The organism is Mycoplasma marinum, from assembly GCF_004335975.1.
GTDB classification, from domain to species: Bacteria; Bacillota_I; Bacilli_A; order Mycoplasmatales; family Metamycoplasmataceae; genus Mycoplasma_K; species Mycoplasma_K marinum.
Window position 1 is genome coordinate 1 of the sequence record NZ_PSZO01000014.1, and the last position, 21,632, is coordinate 21,632.

The following is a 21,632-nucleotide window of genomic DNA, read 5'->3' on the forward strand; positions in this document are numbered from 1 at the left end:
ATTCTTCTTGAAATGTTTTGTCTTTTTTGTTTTTCATAATAAAAACTCCTTTATTGTAATTTTACAACATAGGAGTTACACAAAATTTAATACATTACCACGGACATAAATTAGTTCTTTATTCTTTTGTATAAAGCACAACAACAATAAATCTTTTATATATTATTAATGCTTTTAGTTTAACTTAATTGACCAACATACGCCTATACCCATATATTATTTACAAAATAAAAAGGAACTTAATGATCACTAAGTTCTTTTTTTAAATTTAATATGGTTAAAAACACAATCCTTCTATATTTGCATAATCAACAATTTAGAATTAAATGCTTATATGTTAATTATAGTAAAAAGTGCAAAATATGGTGTTTTAAGTACTAATATTTGCATTTTTATGATTAATTATTAAAAAGGTGTTTTGTTATACTACTTATATAAGATATATAGTATACTATATATCTTATATAAGTAGTAGTTAATTATGATAAAATTATATTATGTTAATAAAAGAAATGATCAAAAAATACAAGTTTTACAACTTAAATCAACCATTAAGTTTATCTGAGTTAAAAGCATATATTAAAAAAGAATACAACAAAGAATATTCTCCCGCCGCGATCAGAAATATTCTTTTAGATAATCAAGTAGCTCAATTGAATTATTTTAGTTCTTATGTTCGAGGAGTTTATTTGCCTTTTGAAGTTAATAATGAAGAAGAATTAGTTAGAGCGTATTCTGAGACAGAATCCTTTTATCCTATTGGGCGTTATCTAGCCACAAAACTAAATCTTTCTAATCAAGCTTTTTATAACGGTAGTTATATTGTATTTTCAAATTTAATAAATATAAGGCATATTGAAAAACTAGTTACTCAAAATAATTATTATTTTGTTGAAGGTTTAACAACTGAAGAACAAAAGAAAATGCTTTTACTAATTGAATTAATGAATAAGATTGAATATGATGTATTCATTGAATATAACGAAGAAATTGAGCAAATAATGAATTGATACGAACAAGATTATCAAAATATCCTTAAAAAAATAAAAGTAAATTCAATCATTAATAACAATGAATTTAGAAATATAGAATTTGGGCAGACCAACAAAGGATATTCAGGCCATGTAACAAAGACTGGTTCGATTTTTGAGTGAGAAGCTATACCTAAAGCATTTGACTTTAAATTTATTGGTGTAATGAAAGTGTTAAAACAACTAAGGGGCAAAAATGAATAAAGAACTACCACAGTCATTTTTAGTAAAAGAAGAAAAAATTAAAAAAGTCCTTGAAGTACTTTCACAATATGAGGTTGTGTTTAAAGGTGGAACATCTTTATCGCTTTCACATGGCATTATTAAAAGATTTTCAGAAGATATTGATGTTTCATTTTATTTAGAAGATAAAAATGACACAAAAATAAATCGAAAAAATATTAAAGAAGAAATAGTTGCAGATTTAAAAAAGCTTGATTGAATTGAAACGATTGAATTAAATGGAACTGATATATTAATTAGTTTTCAAAATAATGCTGAAGTTTCAAAATTAAATAGTGTCATAAGACCAAACACTATTAAATTAGAGTTGCAAGATCCAGAAAGAAAAAGACATAAACCAATTTCCTCTAATATTGCACCTTTTGAAGGAGCGCATTTTACTATGAATGTTGCAAATTCATTTTCAACATATACAGATAAAGTAGCCTTGCTAGTTGAATTAACATATTCAAATGAAATTGGGATCTTAATTGATAAAGCAAAAACAATGCCAAGACATATGTATGATTATCTAGCTATTTATGAGCATTTAGATGCTGGTAGAGCTATTTCTTCTCAAAAGAAATATGTTGAATACTGTAACAAAAGAATTGATATTAACGTGGTTAAAAATGTTGAAGGTAAAATTGTTCCAAGAACAAAATACGACAACATATTTTGAAGCAAAAATATTTTAAAACAAAAAAGTATGTTCCCTATATTTGCAAGCTTTTTAAAAATGCACAAGGAAACAATAATTGAAATAATCAATTCGATTGTACATCCTGGTGCATCAAAATTTTCTATTGCAAAGTTTTTAAAAGCGATAGAGAGTAATTTTAAATATTATGAAGGCTTAATGTTTGCGAAATTAAATAATATTTTTGGTTAAAAACTCTACATTTCTGGAGAATTGAAGAACGTATTATAGAACATACAGATTAATATAAAGGTGTTACACTTTAAATTACAACACGGGAGTTTGTGCAAAGTTTTATCCACTAACAATAGTGCATTAAACATTTTGAAGTGACTATATTACTGACTTTGTTTTTTTAAAATATCTCTCTTGATGCAGCCACGAAATTTGATTATTCCATAATAAGATTTTTTCATATTGTTGAGAACAAAATGAAACCGCATGTTTTGTTTTACAATAAAAAAACTATTTCTTCAATCACTTGTCTTAATTGGTGGTTCAAGTTTTTATTTTGCCATTTTATATGATTTTTATTAGTATTTCTTTTATAAATTGTATATTGATAAAAATAATAGAATAAATAATACCACTTAAAATAAGAAAGATATGATTTAATAGCATGAATCCAATAAATAAGAGGAATATAATTATTATATAAACCAATATTTATATTAAATTGCGGGAAAGCTTGGCTGTAGGTACTTTGTAATATAAACACCAATAGTCCAATTAAGGAAGTCGTTATGGATATCAAATCTAAAAATATATTTTTTATAATTAAAACCACATTAAAACAAGCAAAATACCTTTTCTTTGGTACGCTAATTGAAATCTTAGTTTTTTTGGGAATTTATTATCTAGCTAATAGAAATGCTTACTTTTTGACAAAAACTGGTTTTATCAATAAAAGCATAATTGTTATGATTCCAACATTATTAACCATTTTCTTTATGTACTCCTCAAGGGTTTTCCTACCTTTATATGGTTGACTTAGCAATCTCTCTATACTAAAAGCACTAGGATTTTACAAAAAGAACTTGATTAAAGTAGAAGTGGCTTTCTTGTTTTTAGTTTCTTTTGTTGTCTGTATTCCATTAGTGTTGGTAACATCATTGTTATTTAAAAATATTGGGATTAGTTTATTTATTTTGGCATTGATTCCGGTAATGCCTTTAATTTCTATGTTTTGGTATTATTTAACAAATGTTTCAAGTAATTATCCAAGGAGCAAAAAATTAACAATACCTACGATTGCTGGATTTATGCCACTTTTATTTATTATTCTATCATTTATATATTCACCAGAATTAATTATGAAAAATAAGAGCACTTTTTATGGATTATCCTTTATTAATCCCTTATTAAGTATCAATGTTATTTACTTGAATTTGTTGCGTGGAACTTTCCATCTTTATTACATACTTCCTCTTGTATTGTGGAGTCTTATTGGGAGTTTATTATATGTGCAACAATACAGAAAACAAAAATTTATTTCCGACAAACGGAATCCAGTAAAATCATTTACTATGAATGAGTTAACAGTGGGCAATAGATTACTAATTAAAAATATAAATTTAAAATTAGAAAATTCCATAATCATAGGTGAAAACGGAGCCGGTAAAACTTGTTTATTAAAAGCCATTTATGAGCAATACTCTCAAAGTAATGGGTATATATTTTATTTATCTCCAGAAACAGAAAATACAAGAGTTTTCAATGGGTATTATCCACTAGAAATAATTAGAAGAGTAATACAGAATAATAAAAATATTGCACCTGATTTAGAGAAGGTGATGAAGTTAATTAAAGAACATTTTGGAGATGATTTAAATAAAAAAATAGGTAATTTGTCTGGTGGACAAAAACAGCTAACCAACATTTTAATTGGAATATTTGGGGACTTTGATATGTTGTTAATGGATGAGTTAGAAAAATCATTAAGTAAAGATAAAATCCTAATATTATTAAAGCTTATTTCAAAACATAAAAAGCAGTGTACTAAAGTTTTTGTAACCCATGATCAATCTTTATTTGAAATTTTTGATGACTATAAAAAGATATTAATTAAAGATAATGAAATGCAAAAATTATCAGGAAAAATTGAGATTGCAGAGGTGATATAATGTTTGCACTAATAGGCGTACTTTCAATTGTGATGTTATTGATTTCTTTCATGAATAAAAAAAGGATTTCTTTTATTTTGGTAATCGTTTCTTTATCATTTTTGTTCGTTATACAATATTATCACGGTGCCCAATTTAAATTTTTAAAAGGTAATTATTGAGTAATTATTATTTCTATTTTATTCTTATTTGCTTACTTCATTTATTTATTTAAATTTAAAGCATTAGGTAAGTTTAAAAAAAGTTTCAAAGAATTACAAAAGAATATTTTTTATCCAACAGTAGAAGAATCGTTTTTCTCAATGGTTATAATATTAATAATTAACAACAAGTCGGTTTGTGATTCATTTAGTGCAATTATTTTAGCATCTATTGTTTTTGTTAATATACGCATCATTGTTAATGATAAATATACTTGTAAGAATATTATTTTTCTATTTTTACTTTCGATAACAACAAAAATTCAATTTATTTTTTCAAATGTATTATTCTCTATAATTACACACATAATATTCAATGTTTTAAACTCAGTATTTATTGAAAAGAATGAATGTGAATCTATAAAATTATTGAATGGTAAAATTATAAAAAATAAAATAATTTTCCAGGATAAAGTAAACTATGTTATTCACGGAGCAAACGGAGTTGGAAAGACTACTTTTGCTAAAATGAAATCAGGTCTAATTGGTTCTGAAACTAATTGAAATAATGGTGAATTTAATGTTCTAATGCAAGAATGTGAATTTGATTTTTCTTTAGACTGATACAATGAATGTTATGACTTTGGTGATGCATATGATTTTTGAGTTGAAAAATTAAATTTTAAAAACTTATCTAAAACAACATACCTTTATTTATCATCAGGAGAAAAGCAACGATTTAAATTAATAATTGCATTGTTGATTCAACCTAGAAAATTATTCTTGGATGAATTAGAGAATTCCTTAGACCCCAAATCGCTTAAATGAGTTTTGGAAACTCTTGATGAATTTCAACAAAACAACAATATTTCATATATATTTATTTCACACAAGGACGCTAAGATAATAGAAAGATTTAAACCAATTAAAATATCTTTTTCAGAGAAGGTGATATCTTATGAATAATAAAATTAAAACAATAATAAAAATAATTTATAAGGATAAAAAAAGTCTTTGCATTACACTGTTTACAGTGTTGATTCTGGTTTTTGCTTTCGTGATTTCATTGTCTTATTGTTTTATTCATGACATTAAATATTTAATTGTTTATATTTCATTAATTTCAATGGTGCCAGTTTTATTCTCTTTGATGATTTGTTCTTTATTTTCTAATGGTAAGATGATAATTTTCAGAGCTCTCTATAAAATAAAGTTTTCAACCATTCTTTTGGTATCAACAACAATCATACTTTTATTGGTTACTTTATCGTTGCTTCCAGAAGTCTATTATTTTTTAAAAAGTGATAGCAAACTCATATTGCTTTTCCCATATATCGTAATAACAATATATTCGCTACTTATGTTTTCATGTTATTTTACATTGTTTGTTAAAAACCGTAAAGTTGGTGTTATTTTAATAGGTATTATTACACAAATAATATTGTCAATAAATACATTAAGTTTGGTCAATGACTATCCTGCAAAATTTGTTTCTGAGCATTTTTCTATTATTGGTATTTTGCTAGCAAACAAAATAAATTGAGCATTTTATGGGATTGTATCAATTATTCCAATTTTGTTTTTATTTTCAATACTCCTATTTAAAAACAAAATAAATTGAGCATTTTATGAAAGAAAGTTATAAAATTCAACGATAAAAAATTATCTTATAAATTTAAAAGTTCGGTATTTAATTCTTAGTTAAATATCGAACTTTTTTTATTAAGATATATTATAAAAGTAGCCTGTATAAATTTTGATGAAAATCGTTAGCACAAAGCAATAAACACCACCCCTAATGCAAAGCGGTGACCGTCATTCTGAAATAATATAAAAAGGTGACGTCTATGAGAAAACTAAAAAATACAATTAAATTGATGAACAAAAAAATCTGTTGGTAAATATCTAAGAATAACTGAAAAAATATTTACAAAATTGACTGAAAAAATAATGAAATTAAAAAAATACCAAACACTTTCAAGAAGAGTTCGGTATGAATTTCTATTAGAGAGAAAAAATAAGATAAGCATTTGAAAATTAAACTTATGCAAGGCTTACTATATTACCGTATTATTTATTTGACTTTTATTTTAAACCTCTTTTTTAAGAGATTCAAATGAATTCAAGAAAAAGTTTATTTATAAAAACACCAAGATATCATTATTTCAAGATTTGAAAGAGAAATATATCAACTTATATGACGGGGGGTGTTATATCAATCATGTTAAAAAAATTATTTTGATATATAAATATTTTTACTTGGAAACTTTAATTTTATTTCCCCTCTATATGGGATTGTATATAACGGGGCAGTATGCCCAAAATTTACATTAAATATTATTGGCTTATCAATTGTTTCTTTTAGTATTTCTAGATATTCATTAAAAAATGTTTCGTCTTTTGATTTACCAAATATTATTGCAAAACAAACTTTAATTTCATTATGCAAAATATTTAGCGCCTTCTTAAATTCTAAGGGCGACATTTTTTATTCAGATGTTTCCAGAAAAATTACTGCATCTTTTCAATGATTTATTTTTGGGAAAAAATCTTCTTCTTTAATTTGAACAATTGTATCTAGACACCCTCCAATTAAGTGGCCACTAATTTCTTTTTCAAAATTTAGTCATTCTTGTCCTTTTTCTTCCTTAATCATTTTTCTTTTTATATTATCGAAATCTTGGTATGAAATCTAATTTATACTACAAATAATATTGAAAATAAGAGTTTCCAAAATATGAAATCACTATCTAAAAATATTTATTTAGTAATTAATGATAAAACTAAAAAACAAAATATATCAACTAGAAATTAAAACATTATATATGTTTAACTTTCAATTCTATTCGAACTTTACTAAAAAGGATCAAATAAAAATCACGATCATTTTCCACCTTTATTTTTGCCGCGCACTTTTTTATCAAGATAAAATTACAACATAAGAATAGCAGCAATAAATGAAAAATAAAATTATACAATTCATCCCTTCACCTGAAAAATTCTCTTTAAAATTTATAAAAAATCCAGCTACAATTGTAACCAGAATTTTTTCCGTCATTAAGGCAAGCATTATACTTTAGCTTGAGCAAACTAAGTTGACAATTTTTTATGCGAATATAACAATAATGGATATTAGTAATTCAATAAATCCAATAATAAACATTGTATAAATACCGATTTTGGATTTATAACTTGAATTTTCTTCAATGTCATTGGTTGAATTATATTCATTAACTTTTATTTGTGATTTTTTTGTTTCATTATAAACTCCAATTTTTTCATGTTTTTTGTGTAAATGACTTTTCGTATATCTACGCATACCAAGTGAACTTGTAGAAAATAAACCTACTCTAATAATCATTCACATAATTGCAATGCATAATTGACCAACGGATAGTGCTACTAAAGTATCAGTATACTTATACTTACCAACTATCATAGCAGTAATGAATGATAATAACAAAATTAGTGATAGTGATAGGCCTATTATAAATTGTTTATTTTTTTGTGTTAATTTCATTTTTTCACTTCTTAATTTGTTCTTTGTCAGCTAAAACTTTGTGTGTTTCTGTAATATCATAATATTTTGGAACATTAATTGAAGAGTATTTCTCTAAATATTTTGGTTCAAAATTTTCATCTTGAAATCCTTTTGAAATTTTTGAAATGTCTGGCATAGATGAAAGAAGATTTTTTGTATAAGGGTGAATTGGATTTTTAAAAATTTCTTCAGTTTTTCCGTGTTCAACAATTTTACCTAAATGAATAATTAATATTTTATCAGAAATATATCTAACCATTGATAAATCATGTGCAATGAATATCATTGACATGTTGTATCTTTTTTGTAAATTTTTTAACATATTAATAATCTGTGCTTGAATTGAGAGATCAAGAGCAGCAATCGGTTCATCAGCAATAATTATTTTAGGCTCGGTAATGATTGCTCTTGCAATACCGACTCTTTGTCTCATTCCACCTGAAAATTCATGTGGATATCTAAATGCATGTGCTTTTGTTAAACCAGAATCTTCTAAAGCTTTAAAAACTTTATTTCTAACAAGCATTTTTTTTGATTTTTAATTTTACATTATTACTTTTCGTAATAAATGCTTTAATTACATTTAAATCTTTTTGAATTTTATTCATTTCTTTTTCTAAAGATGCATTATTTTTTTCCATTATTTTCATTTCTTTTAGAGCATGTTTTTTAAATAAGACATTCTCCTTAAAATTATTATTTAATTTTAAATTAAATAATTCATTAAGTCTACTTGAAAAAAGATTTTTAGATTTTATTCTATTTTTATCTAGTAGCTTATTCTGTTCCGTTAAAATGTTGGTTCTTTCTTGTTCTATAAGTTGAATTTTTAAATTATGTTCAATTTTGAAATTTGTTAAATCATCTTGATCGGCTTTCTCCGCTGCTTCATACTTCTCCTTAAATTTTTGAAGTTCTTCTTCAGAAATTAATGTTTCTACATTTTTATTCTTTTCAAGATCTCTATCCCTTATTTTAATTTCCAACAATTTTTTTAATTCTTGCAAATTAGAAATATTTAAAGTTGAGTGTTTTTCTAAAAAAACATTATAAATATATTCAGTATTATTTTCCTTAAGAAGAAAATTATTTTTAAAATTAGTGCAGATATAATTAACTTTTTCATCAATGTTTTCAATATCTTTGATTTCAGATTTTATAGATTTATTATTTATATTTTTAAATTCTTCAAACTTATCTTTCAATTCCTCTTTTAGTGAATTGTAGAGTTTTTCTGTTTTTTCCGAAATATTTCCATCAAATAAAACATTAGAATTTTTAAGTGCTTTTAAAATATAACAAATTTTTCTAACTATCAAATAATCTAAATACACAAAATTATAATCGCTAAATGTTTGAGTTTTTTTGCTATTAAGAAGTTTTATTCTTCTATTATTTTCTCATTCTAAAATAACATTTTTAATATTTTTTTGTGAAGAATACTTAATTTTATTAACAAATTCTTCAAAAGATTGTTTTTCTTTTTTAATATCTTCAACCTCTTTTTTTAATTTTATGTATTTTTTAGAAAATTTAGAATTATCCAATGCATTTTTATATTCAAGCATGGAATTAAGTAATTTTTTTTCAAGTTCTAAATCTAAATCACCTTTTTTAATCTTTGCTTGACACTCGCGCCACAAAATAAATACATCATTAGATATTGACAACATTTTATTGATAATATCAAAATTAGCTTTCTGTTTTAACTTAAAATAATTTGACAATAATAATTTCAAATTTTCTTCTTTTTTATTTTGATTAAAAGTAATCACCTCTAAATTATTTATTTTTTTTTATATGTATTGTTAGCGATATTATTTGCAAATTTTCTGAATTCAAACATTTTTTCATAAAAATAATCAATCAATGTAAATCCAAAAAATTTATATACTTTTTCACTTTCCTGATATAAATCATTAATATATTTTTTATCAAGTTTTAAAACTTTTATAGGCTCAGAAACAATATTCATAATATTTTTTTGTTCGTTTAATGAAGAATAGGGATCTTGAAAAATCATTTGAATGTTTGTTCTTAAAATTTTTTCTTCTTCTTTGGTTATTTTTTTTCCGGCAACATCTGTCTTATTTATTAAAATACGCCCTGAGGAAGGGTTGTGCAATTTTATAATTGTTCTACCAATTGTAGTTTTACCTGAACCAGACTCGCCTATTAAACCAATTGTTTCGCCTTTTTCTAAATCGAAACTAACATTATCAACAGCAACTAGCAAGGAGCCTTTCTGTGAAAAAACTTTACTTAAATTTTTAACTTCTAAAATTTTATTGTTTTTCATTTTTAAAATCCTCCTTAACTTGTTTTGCTATAACATCTACTTGATTTGGCGGTTTAACTTTTGGAGACTTAGGATGCAATAATCAAGTTGCCGCATAATGATCTATACTACCTGGAACTCTTATTAGTGGGGGTTCTTCTTTAAAATCTGCCTCTAATGCATACTTATTCCTTACAGAAAATGGGTCTCCAGCAGGTAAAGAAGAGAAGTTGGGGGGTGATCCATCTAAAGTAAATAGTTCGCTTTCTCCATTATTAGATTGTGGCATTGATGACAAAAGAGCTCATGTATATGGATGTTTTGCATTTGTAAAAAGCTCATATTTAGGGGCTGTTTCAACAATTCTCCCTGCATAAAAAACATTAACATGATCACATAATGTTGATATTACAGATATATCGTGGGAAACAAATATTATTGCAATATTATATTCCTTTGCAATTATTTTAAATAGACTTAGTACAGAGGCTTGAATAGTTGGGTCAAGGGCCGTTGTTGGTTCATCCGCAATAATAATATCAGGCCTTGCAATAACTGACATTGCAATAACTACTCTTTGCCTCATGCCACCTGAAAACTCATGTGGATAAAGTTTTATTCTTTCTTTCGAATTTGAAATACCAAATTTTTCAAGCAATTCAATAATTTCTTTTATTTTTTCTTTTCTATTCATTCTCTTATATCTGTCACATAAATTCATTACTTCTAAAATTTGCTTATAAATTTTCATAGTTGGATTTAGTGATGTCATTGGATTTTGAGGTATATACGATACCTTGCGACCTCTAATATTCCTTCATTTAGAATTTCTTTTATAAACTTTTTTTGTATTTGGCACAACCATTTGTATATTAGAAATAATTAATGAATCGGCTTTTGTAATAGAGTTTACATTCATACCAATAAATGTTTTAGCAGTAACTGATTTACCCGAACCAGACTCCCCTATTAAACCAACTATTTCACCACGACTAACTTTGAGCGTTACACCTCTTATGACATTTACATTTTGTTTCCTATTATTCGCATTTTTAAATGAAACAGTTAAATTTTCAACAGAAACAATTGTTTCTTTTTTAGGTGTTTTTTTAAAATCTGTAAGTTGGCTTATGTTGTTACTTACACTCTCTTCTTCATTAATAATTTGCCCTTTAAGTAAATTCAATAATTCTTTTTTGGCTTGATTTTTATTGTAATTGACTTTTAATATATCCAAAATAAAATAAATATCTTGGAGTTCTGTCTCTGTGTTAAATTTTCTTTTACTTTCAACAATCAATGAATACTCATAATCACTTTTAGAAAGTGAAGAGCTAATTTTAAAATTTTGTTTTTCTGCAAATTCAATATAATTTTTTTTCAACATTATGAACTCACTTTTGAATCCAAAGCATCACGCAATCCATTCGCAAGTATCTGCAATGAAAGCGTAAATAATAACACGACTGAAACTGTTGAAATTAAAAATCAAGGATTAGCAGTAATTGCTTCAATAGTACGGGATTGTTCAAGCATATTTCCAAGGGTATTTTGTGCTTCTCCACCAATTTTAATTCCTAGGAAAACTAAAACAGCCTCAATAAATATCACAGATGGAATTCTATGAACAAATGAAACAATAATTCTACTAAGGACACTTGGTAAAATATGTCTATAAATTATTTGTCTTCTTGATGATCCAATTGACCTTGAAACATTTATAAACTCCAAATCTTTAACCTTTATAGTAAACATTCTTGCAACAAATACAGGACCCGTTCATCCAATTAGAATTAAAGCGAAAAACAGAGGGGTAAAACTTCTACCTAATAACATAACAAATATAGTAACCATTAATAATGCAGGTATAGATATGAATATTTCAATTATTCTCATAAAATAAGTATCCAATCATTTGCCAACATTATAACCTAAGTAAATACCAATAATTGTTCCGATGATAGATTCAACAAGTGTTACAGATATAGCTAAACCAATTGAAAATCTTGATGATACTATTAATCTTGCAAAAACCGAAGTACCAATTGAATCGGTTCCAAGTGGAGTTGAAATAAAGTTAGGATTTTTATACGTTATTGTTCAAAAGGTTTTTGTGGGATTAATATTATTAAAAATAGAGGAGGTAATAATCCCATTATCACCTTGCAACGTGCCAAACTTAGCACCATTTGTCGGCGGTATATATTTTATACTTCCATCAACATTTGATTGTATATATGAAAGTGAACCAGATACAGTTTTTGTATGTGAAGCAAAACCAGGTTTCATAAATCTTAAATAGGTTACTGAAGACTTTGAAACAGGTTTATCACTAGGATGTTTAATAAAAAATCCACCAAATATAACAAAAATAACAACTAATAATAAAATTAATAAAAAGATAATATTTCATTTATTTTTAAAAAACCTTTTGAAAACATCTTTCCATACTTTGCTCGCTTTACCATAAGGTATATCTTTATTTGCTTTTTCTTCATATTCTTCTAAACTAATTAATTTAAATCAATTGTTGTTCATTTTTGATAGAGTAATTTCACCATTTAATGTTTCTATTTTATTCATAAATTACGTCCTTCCTTTAAGTACTAGAATTTTTAATTCTTTTTCTTATATTTTTAATTCTTTTTCATAATGTGAAGTTACTTTTACTTGCAATTTTAATTCTTGGATCTAATAATGTGTAGATAACATCTACAACAATATTAATGATTAGCGACAGACCTGAGAAGAATATAACAGAAAACATAATCACGTTATATTCATAATAAACAACAGCAAGACCAAATATGTGCGCGGTTCCAGGTACTCCAAAAAATATTTCTATAATCATTGAACCCGTCATTATGAACACAAATCTTGGTAGAATAATTGTCACTGCTGGTATGGAAATATTTTTTAAAACATGTTTAATAAAAATTGTACTTTCTCTCAATCCTTTTGCTCTTGCCGTTAAAACATAATCGCTTTTTAACACTTCAACAACTTCATTACGAACATAATAAGTTATTGTTGCAAAGGATGTTACCGTCACTATAATTATTGGTAATAATAATGTTTTCATCATTTCTCATTCTCCTCCAGCTTGTTTTGGGGATAAGAATTGTGTGGGCCAACTTGTTTTATTAATTAACAAAACAAGTATGGAAGCTAATATGAAAGAGGGTATTGCTACAAACAATATTGTGAAAACATTTAAAACGATATCTGGCCATTTCCCTCTTTTGTATCCTGCAATAATTCCAAAAATAAGCCCCAATATTGTTCCAAAAACAAATCCAATTCCGGAAACTAAAAATGTGTATTTTAGTGGTTTTGAAAATTGCTCTTGAATGGGAATTGCATTATTTTGATAATAATATCCGAAATCACCTTTAAATATTTTAGAAATATATACCCCAAACGCTTTAAAAGCATTTCAATCAGGATGATAATCGTACTTGTTGTAAATAAAATCTTTAATTTCATTATAGGGAGGAGGGTTCTTACTTGATTGTATTTTAGCAATTTCAGCTGATATAGCGGTTGGTTCTTTATTAACCATTCTTAATAAAAAGAATGTAAAAATCAATGCTAAAATAAAAGCAAAAAATGCTAAAACAAATCTTTTTAAAATATATTTTAAAATTTAAATCACCTCTATTCTAAATCAACATATGTATCTAAAAGATTCATTGTTTCACCAATTGCATTACTTGCAAGATGTAATCAAGGCGCAGTATATATTGTATTTGTTTGCATAGTTGAATTTGGTTTAGAACCTAAAGAAGCGTATGCTTTATAACCGATAGATAATTTATCTGCCATTGAATAATCGCCTAATAACCTTGTTCATTTGACTGCTGATTTTTCATTCCCTACAATGCTAAAGAAGAATTTTTGTGCTGCACTATCTATTTCATTGACAGTTAATTTAACGTCCTCATTATTAAAGTTTCCACCGGATCTATATGAAATTCAATCTTTAAGTGTAAATTTATTTAATGCACCAAGATTTAATGCATGTTTATATTGATCTTTATTTACTTTTAAATAATCAATAAAATCCTTGATCGAAACTTTACCATCAATATTCCAATCATTTTGATTATTTTCTAGAAATGTTGGAACACTATTATCCTTAGATTGTAAGGCTTTTCTTACAAGATATGGCATTAATGCATAACCGTAATATGCACTGAGTAATTGTTGAGTTAGTGAAATACTTGAATCATAATCAGCTCCTGCACCAACGTAAACAACTGGTGCAGTCAAAAATTTATTAATTGCATTTGTATTTTTATCATTTTTAGGTACAAATTTTTTAAATGTTATTCCCAGACCTTTTGTCACTAAATTTAATTGTTTTATAATTGTATTATATGCATTGGTAGTTGCAGGCGTTTCTTTTACATCAGTTCCTCTATAGTCATAGAGTGGGAATACAAAATCGCCTTTTATACCTAATTTTTGCTTAGAATTATTAATAAAATTTTTCCATCCAGCTCTAACAGCTTCATATTTTTTTTCTGTTGGCTTTAAGAACACATCTTTTTCTTTTGAATTATTTTTAATAAAATATTGCATTTGTTCAACATCAGTGGCAATTCCATGTTCAATGCCTAATCTTGGATATTTTTCTTCTGCTCCTAATAATGTTTGTCCTGTACTAAAATTTAGACCAGGTTCATAATAATTAGCGACTTTAGAAAGACTAGAACCCGGTAATCATTGATTTGAAATACCGAATAAATTAATGGATGAATTTAGTAGCGATCTAAATATTCTTCCTCTTCCTGAAAAATATTCATCATCAGCCTCAGGATTCATTTGTGCATCTTTTGTTGTTGTTCCAAATAATAATTTTGAAGTATTGTCATCCAGTAATGCATCTTTATTACCTGTTGAAACCATATACCAGGGATTCATTACAACTGAATTAATTAAAGACTTTTCAAACGAACGTCTTTGTTCACCATAACCTTTTGACTTTATTTCTTCCATTAAAGTAGAGTTTTCTTTAACATTTGCAAAAAGTAGCGACTCAGAATTATCTTCCAAAAATCTTTTCTTTCTCTCTTGATTGAAAGCATCTGCATCCTTTGGGTCATAATAAATAGTTTGAATTTTTTTCAAAGTTCTATTATTTTTATTATATTTTTCGTCATAAGAATGTTCATTTTTCTTAATTACAATACCATCACTTTGAGTATCACGGTCATAATTGGCTAAATAAAATTTACCAATTGTTAATAAATCTGAAAGATCAACTTTTTCATTTTTTCTTATCAGCTTACCATATTCGAGTATTTGAGTAAATTTACCAGGTTTATCGAAATTTTTATATCCACCATTAAGTTCAAGAATCTTTTCAGATGATACAGGATGGAAAAATTGTGAACGTGTAAAAAAGTTATCTAATATAGCCGCATCTTGAGGAGATTGAAATTTAATAGTAAATTTATTTTCATCAAAATTCGTACCTGTATTTGCATCAATCGTTGCTTTTATGTCAATACCAAACAAATTATTTAAATATACGTTACCATTGTCATAACCTCTTGAATTTAATTTTCCGTTTTGATAAAATTCTGTCGAATTTTTAACCTTTTTCATATATGCATCTTCAAGCGGAGTTATTTTATTTTTTCCATTTATTGTTCCTTGTTTACGAACTTCAGCATTATTATAAATACCTCTTATATACCCATAAAATAGATCTATAGCTTTATAGTTATATTTCGTAACTTCTCCTTTTGAATTTACATAATGAATACCAGGTTTTACTTTGAAGGTAAATTCTTTTGTTTTTTCACTAGATAAATTTTTAACTAATTCAGAATAATTATCAAAAGTTTTTTTAGAAGTTGAAATTGAAGACACAGTACCAAAACTTGATTTAGATATTTTTTTATTAACCTCTTTTTTCTTTCCATCAGGACCTTGAACAACAAGTGATGATTGCTCTACCGTTTTATCAATTATACTTGCAATTAATGGCGAATAATTTGAATTATAAGCTAAAGATACGGCTTGAACACTTAAGTCCCATATTCTCCTTTGCTCTTTACTAGCCTTACTTTTATCCCTAAATAATAGAAGCGTTCTGCGGCCTTGGTTATATATTGAGTGGATTTTTTGTTCATCCTTTTTGCTTGTACTACCACATGATGCGGCAATTATTGGCGTTGCAACCATTAGCGATGAAGCGATACTAATTGCAATTCTTTTTTGTTTTTTCATAATTTTAATTTCCTTTCACAAAGTTTTACTAACGCTTAACTTATTACCCCAAATTATTATTTAATTTCAAAAATAAAACAAGGATATAGAAATCCTAGTTTTGAGACCGTTAAAATAATTTAACAATGATCAGAACTAGAATCTAATAACTTTTTGCTTCATTTATTAACATTATTAACAAATGATGTAAAAGCAAGCATCTACTTCGTCTTTTAATTTTTAATAGGCTAAATATTGTGTATTTTACAAAATTGCCTACATATTAATTATTAAATATTTTATATAAAAGAAATGAGATCTTTACATAGCATTTACTTATAAATATATTTTTAAAATCGGTTATAAAATTGTGCAAAAATTTAAAAAATAAACTAAATTTAGACAAATAAATTTCATGATTTAGGCTGTGTTGATGTGTATTAAAATAAAAAAATAAGACACAACTCTGAAAATAATATATTCTTATCAAATAATATAAATTTAAAAAGAAGTTATAATCTTTGAAACAATTAAATAGTGTGATAAATAAAGGATAATACACTTTTGAGTTTTGTTATAACCATTTAGATAAATATAGAGACAGAGCTAATAAAAATAACATTGCATTAAGAAGAATAGGAATATTATTTCTCAACTAAAAATAAGCAAAAAATAATAAATACAAAACTTATAAAAGAAAAGATAGATCAAAGGAGATAGGTGTCGTTAATTTTGGTCCAATGATAGAAAAATTTATCAAAAAATATTAACTATATATCAAAAAATAAAAATATAAAATTGCTAAATATGCCAAAAAAGGACATTAAAAGTGTTGAATAATCAATTGAAATTTTAAAGATTGATAGAAATAAAACTTATTAAAAATAAAATAAGAGGGTCAAGTTATTTATTTTAAATATTAATCTAATAAAGATATTAAGAGAGTATAAAAAAAGTCCAAAAAGTACCCGAAAGTTTTTCATGATAATTAAAAAATTAAAGGGTTTATAAAGGTGGTATGATACAAACAATTTCACCCAAGGTAAACCCGTTAACTAACAAACTACAAAAATATCATTTATCTATTTTTAAAAGATAATTTGTTTATCACTTCCAAATTTACCAAAAATAACAAAAGTTTAATTAAATTATTAAAAAATTATAAATATTGATTTCATAATATTAGAATTTAAAATATTTAAATAATAAAACACCACACCGATATTTCGATGTGGTTTCTAGCGCCTTCAATGCATTTCATTTTTTTATCATAATACAACACTAATGTTTTGATGTCTTGAAACTTATAGGGATTAAATTTTGTTATGAGTCTTTGCATTCTTTATATTTTTAAAATTAGATTCCACTTGTTTTTTTTAATGGTGTTTTCATCATCCCTACTTGATACCCTTATTACTTCTATATCTTTTTTTACATTTTCTAAATTATTTCATGATTCAACTACTGTACCAAGCATTTCTTTAAAGAATTGTTTTTCAAAATTAAGTAATTCATCAGTTGTATCAAATGTTAAAGTGTCTCCGTTGGGAAAACTAAAGGTTATAGTTTTTATTGTAAAAATTCTTTTGATAATTTTTTTTACGGAAACTATTTCAATATTCTTTCGCGTTAATAATTTCTAAATCAGTTACATTCGAAAAATCTCTTATAGGTTATTCATCTTTAGGTGGGCCAACAAATATACTCAACACTTCCTTGAATTTTGGTCCACATTTTAATGTTTCATCTATTTTATTATATAAGAATAAATCAGCTAAAATTATATCTATATCTCGTGTATTTTCACTCGAAAGATCTAAATCAATCCTTAAATCAGTATCTCTTTTATTTTTTGATTTAATGCTTAATCTTCTTTTAAAAGTTTAGGTTGTGCATGTTCCCCTTCTTTTTTTCCTTCATTACTAATCATATTATCACCCTTTATTGAATTCATTATAAATTTAGTATGTAGAGTAAATATTCTTTGCAAATTGATATTTCTATTTTTGGAATAAATTTTGTTTTTTTGTTAAATTTAGACGAATATAAATTTAATTAGATTATTTAAAATTGCGTGTTATTGATAAATAATTATTACATTACTTTTACTTCTTTTTTTATAAAATTTACTTTGATATTTTTTAATAACACCTAACAAACCATAATTAATAGAAAGTATAATTCAATTACTTAAAAGGAGATTATTTATGAAAAGAACTATTAAATTAGGATCGATCGCAGCAGCATCAATTGTTGCGTTGCCAATTATTGTAGCTGTTTCTTGTGGAACACCAAATTTGAGTGCCGAAGAAATTAGCGGCAATGATGGGAATACAATTGGTAATGATGAAACCCCAAAAATTAACTTCACAGTTAAAGGAAAACCAGTTGTAGAAAAAACATTTAAAATTGTACAATCACCAAATACATTAAACATAGGCAAAGATTACAAGAATGATGAATGAGTTGGCTTTAATAAACAAATTAAAACGGATTTGTTTAAAAAATATTTAACACCTGAAGAATATGATATTTGAAAACAAGCAAGTGTTTCTATTTCAACTAAAGAACTTGATAAAGCAATAAAAAATAAAAATGAAAAGGAAATTAACTCAAGTCTTTTTAAAATTAAAGAGCTACTTTTAGGTAAACTTGTGCCACTTATGGAACAAATCAAAGTAATACCAATTAAAATAACTTATACAGATAAAACAAAAAATCCAAAAAAACATAGTTTAACCTTAAATAAAGATGTACAACCATTAATTGAGACTTTTAAGTTGCTATGAAGTCGAATTTTAATTAAAACCGAAGTGCAATTTGCTCAAAATAATGTTGCTTTATCATTATCAGTAGATTACTTAAAAAATGGCTTTAAAACTATCAACAATTCAATAAATTCAACTAAGTCGGAATTAAATGATATTGTAGGAAGTAAAAATGATCCATTAATAGAAGCTTATGCTATTGATAATAAAATAACAAAACTAGAAGCGGTGGATAAAATATTCGGCACAAAGGTAATGAATAAAAAAATAACGGATTGAAGCAAGGTAACTAAAAATATAAAACAAAAAATCAGGGAAACTGAAGATACAATAAATAAAATCAATAATCTTTAACAAAAAAGATCAAAATAACATAGTAGAGTAATTGGTGTATAGATTAAAATGCTATTATAATTAACTAAATAAATGTAGTTTTAGGCTACTAAAGGCCATTTGGCCTTTTAATTTAGCATTTTAATAGCCTCACAAAATAAATATTCTAATAGAGCAACTAAAAAAACTTTATTGTTTTATATTTTGAATTTATAGATAACATAATAAATAATTTAATATATCAAAAAAAGCATTCAAGTAAATATTTGGTTGTTTTTTAATATTTTAAAACATTATTTTTTACAACTAAAACCTTAAAAAATGGTTCTATTGCTTGATTTTTTATATTTTTAATACCAATTGAAATGCTCCCACATATAGAAATTTTTAGTTCAAAATGATATAATTAAGTGAGGTGATATTATGAAAAAGTGATTATTTGGTAGCCTTGCTTTTGCAGGATCTGCAGTAATTGGTGCTGGTGCCGGAATAGGAACTTATGTAGCTATTGAAAATATTAATAAAAATGAGGCCAAATCTCCTGGACAAGAGATTATTGGGGAACGAAATGTAAATGATCTCATGCAAGGTATTTTTGAAAAAATTGAAAAGTTGCCTGGGAATGATCATCCCACATATAAAAGTTTTGAAGAATTTGAAAAAGCAATTATGAGTGAACTTAAGAATGAGTCGAGTAAAGGAAATAAAAACCTTAAGACTGAGGTTATAGGTATTCTTAATAATGAACTTGATAAGGTAATGAAAAATGTGTCTAGTAAATTGGATAATATCCCAAATAAGGCAGAAGTTGAATTTATCAAAACACAATTACAAGAATATATTAAAAATATGTCAAATTTTACCAAAGATATAAAACTCGGAGTAGTTGGGGAACATGATTTAAATTTCTTCAAAGAAGTTTTAAACAATAAGATTGATAACTCTATTTTTGCTTCCACAAGTAAAGAATTAGATGCAAAAATAGATAACATCAAAAAATCTATTGAAGTAATAAAAAATAATATATCTGTTGATATGCAAAAATTAAATAATAAGTTCAAGAAAGATTATTTAGACTTTTCACAAAATATTGATAAACAAATAGACAATTTATTAAAAAATATTTCAACTAATAAGAATTCAATAAGTCTTTTAAGTTCAAATAATACCAAAACTAGAAAAATAATTGAATCATTAAAAAATGATTTGCTAAATCTTTCCAATAATATTTCTAATAAAAAAGTAGAACTTAATAAACATATAAAAGAGTTCGATAAATCAAAAGCTTCTCAAATTGAAAAGGTAGATAGCTTAACTGATAAATTTACAAAAATGGCTGCTGACATTGAATTTATTTCCGATAAAGTTGATGAGGACATATCTAGTGTTAATGATGTTTTAGAAGAATTAAAAACAATAGACTCAACTCTTTCAATAAAAATTAATAATATTATTAAAAACAATTTGAAAATTAAGAGTGATATAAACTCAACAGAAGAAGACATTTCAAATCTTGAAACAATACAATCTGAGATGTATGATAAGTTTGTTCAAAGTCAAAATGATATCATTAATTTAAAATCAAATTTAGCTGGTTTAAGTAATCGAACTGATTCAATTGCCAATAGAATTAGTGCTAGTGAAAGTTCATTGCAAAATATTCTCTCTATTATTAATCATATTGATCTATCAACAATAGAAAAAAAGATTTCCGATAATAAATCGTTAATTTTAGAATATGGTAATTCTATTTATGCTGCTGCAGATAGTATTGCAAATATTTTAAATGATTTAAATAAAATAGTTGAAAGAGTTAATAATCATGAAGCAAGGATTTTTAGACTGGAAAAACTAGTGAAAAAAATGAAATCTTGCAATAATGGTAACTCAACCAATGTTGTTTCGGAATATGAAACCCTTTACAACCAAGGCCCACAAATATTAAATAATAAAATTTATCTAAAAAATCCAATAAATGCCTATGCCAAAATTGATATTACATTGACACCAGAACATGGCATAAGACTTCCTCAAGTTATATCTTTTTCTCCTGAAAAGAATAGAACGGGTGGTTCTATAGTATATAGAGGTAATGGACTTACCCAAGGTTGGGTGTTTAGTCTTCATACTATATTTAATTATGATGAGAATAGTCTAATGGTTAAAAAAATAGAAATACATAATTGAAGTTCTTTAAAAAAAGCTAAGTTACAATCGATAAGAGGTTTCTTATATTAAGTTAGATAATAAAATATCCATATAATGATTATGCAAGTG

17 protein-coding genes are annotated in these 21,632 nt (G+C 25.5%); 7 read left to right on the forward strand and 10 right to left on the reverse strand.

The annotated features are described in order from the left end of the window. The first annotated feature begins 497 nt into the window (after window positions 1-497). The 5 genes from C4B24_RS03020 (at window position 498) to C4B24_RS03040 (ending at window position 5,861) form a co-directional block, all read left to right on the forward strand. Complete coding sequence (locus tag C4B24_RS03020) at window positions 498-1,235, forward strand: hypothetical protein (RefSeq protein WP_131599235.1); 738 nt, start codon at window positions 498-500, stop codon at window positions 1,233-1,235. After that, window positions 1,228-2,145, forward strand: a complete 918-nt coding sequence (locus tag C4B24_RS03025) for a nucleotidyl transferase AbiEii/AbiGii toxin family protein (RefSeq protein WP_131599237.1) — start codon at window positions 1,228-1,230, stop codon at window positions 2,143-2,145. Before C4B24_RS03020 ends, C4B24_RS03025 begins: the two co-directional genes overlap by 8 nt. Before the next feature lie 845 nt (window positions 2,146-2,990). Further along, window positions 2,991-4,076, forward strand: coding sequence for an ATP-binding cassette domain-containing protein (locus C4B24_RS03030; protein WP_168388338.1), 1,086 nt, complete (start codon window positions 2,991-2,993; stop codon window positions 4,074-4,076). After that, window positions 4,076-5,182, forward strand: coding sequence for an AAA family ATPase (locus C4B24_RS05185; RefSeq protein ID WP_210725194.1), 1,107 nt, complete (start codon window positions 4,076-4,078; stop codon window positions 5,180-5,182). Before C4B24_RS03030 ends, C4B24_RS05185 begins: the two co-directional genes overlap by 1 nt. After that, window positions 5,175-5,861: a hypothetical protein gene (locus C4B24_RS03040; RefSeq protein ID WP_131599241.1), complete on the forward strand. Its 687-nt coding sequence runs from the start codon at window positions 5,175-5,177 to the stop codon at window positions 5,859-5,861. The genes C4B24_RS05185 and C4B24_RS03040 overlap by 8 nt, the downstream gene beginning before the upstream one ends. 588 nt (window positions 5,862-6,449) lie before the next feature. Here C4B24_RS03040 and C4B24_RS03045 read toward each other — a convergent pair. The 10 genes from C4B24_RS03045 to C4B24_RS03085 all read right to left on the reverse strand — a co-directional run bounded on the left by C4B24_RS03045 (window position 6,450) and on the right by C4B24_RS03085 (window position 16,275). Next, window positions 6,450-6,701 (reverse strand): S66 peptidase family protein, encoded by a 252-nt coding sequence (locus C4B24_RS03045; RefSeq protein ID WP_131599243.1) that lies wholly within the window; start codon window positions 6,699-6,701, stop codon window positions 6,450-6,452. Between the two features lie 3 nt (window positions 6,702-6,704). Beyond that, on the reverse strand, window positions 6,705-6,872 hold the full coding sequence (locus C4B24_RS04965) for a hypothetical protein (RefSeq protein WP_168388339.1): 168 nt from the start codon (window positions 6,870-6,872) through the stop codon (window positions 6,705-6,707). Window positions 6,873-7,322: 450 nt separating this feature from the next. After that, window positions 7,323-7,736: a DUF3899 domain-containing protein gene (locus C4B24_RS03050; RefSeq protein WP_131599245.1), complete on the reverse strand. Its 414-nt coding sequence runs from the start codon at window positions 7,734-7,736 to the stop codon at window positions 7,323-7,325. Continuing rightward, the gene (locus C4B24_RS03055; protein WP_131599247.1) at window positions 7,714-8,283 is read right to left on the reverse strand and encodes an oligopeptide/dipeptide ABC transporter ATP-binding protein; all 570 of its coding nucleotides are present in this window, start codon (window positions 8,281-8,283) and stop codon (window positions 7,714-7,716) included. Before C4B24_RS03055 ends, C4B24_RS03050 begins: the two co-directional genes overlap by 23 nt. Then, a complete protein-coding gene (locus C4B24_RS03060; RefSeq protein WP_131599249.1) occupies window positions 8,273-9,496 on the reverse strand; it encodes a hypothetical protein in 1,224 nt (407 codons plus the stop codon). The genes C4B24_RS03055 and C4B24_RS03060 overlap by 11 nt, the downstream gene beginning before the upstream one ends. A gap of 47 nt (window positions 9,497-9,543) precedes the next feature. Continuing rightward, window positions 9,544-10,056 carry an ATP-binding cassette domain-containing protein gene (locus C4B24_RS03065; protein WP_131599251.1) on the reverse strand — a complete coding sequence of 171 codons (513 nt, stop codon included), beginning with the start codon at window positions 10,054-10,056 and terminating at the stop codon, window positions 9,544-9,546. Next, window positions 10,043-11,422 carry an ABC transporter ATP-binding protein gene (locus C4B24_RS03070; protein ID WP_131599253.1) on the reverse strand — a complete coding sequence of 460 codons (1,380 nt, stop codon included), beginning with the start codon at window positions 11,420-11,422 and terminating at the stop codon, window positions 10,043-10,045. Before C4B24_RS03070 ends, C4B24_RS03065 begins: the two co-directional genes overlap by 14 nt. After that, a complete protein-coding gene (locus C4B24_RS03075) occupies window positions 11,422-12,618 on the reverse strand; it encodes an ABC transporter permease (protein WP_131599255.1) in 1,197 nt (398 codons plus the stop codon). Before C4B24_RS03075 ends, C4B24_RS03070 begins: the two co-directional genes overlap by 1 nt. Before the next feature lie 16 nt (window positions 12,619-12,634). Next, on the reverse strand, window positions 12,635-13,597 hold the full coding sequence (locus tag C4B24_RS03080; RefSeq protein ID WP_131599257.1) for an ABC transporter permease: 963 nt from the start codon (window positions 13,595-13,597) through the stop codon (window positions 12,635-12,637). A 95-nt stretch (window positions 13,598-13,692) separates the two neighbouring features. Further along, a complete protein-coding gene (locus tag C4B24_RS03085; protein ID WP_131599259.1) occupies window positions 13,693-16,275 on the reverse strand; it encodes an OppA family ABC transporter substrate-binding lipoprotein in 2,583 nt (860 codons plus the stop codon). Window positions 16,276-18,461: 2,186 nt separating this feature from the next. On the opposite strand from C4B24_RS03085, the gene C4B24_RS03090 reads away from it, so the two are divergent. Further along, window positions 18,462-19,376 (forward strand): hypothetical protein, encoded by a 915-nt coding sequence (locus C4B24_RS03090; protein ID WP_131599261.1) that lies wholly within the window; start codon window positions 18,462-18,464, stop codon window positions 19,374-19,376. Window positions 19,377-19,778: 402 nt separating this feature from the next. Beyond that, entirely contained in the window at window positions 19,779-21,593 is a 1,815-nt protein-coding gene (locus C4B24_RS03095) for a hypothetical protein (RefSeq protein WP_131599263.1), read from the forward strand. The last annotated feature ends 39 nt before the right edge of the window (window positions 21,594-21,632 follow it).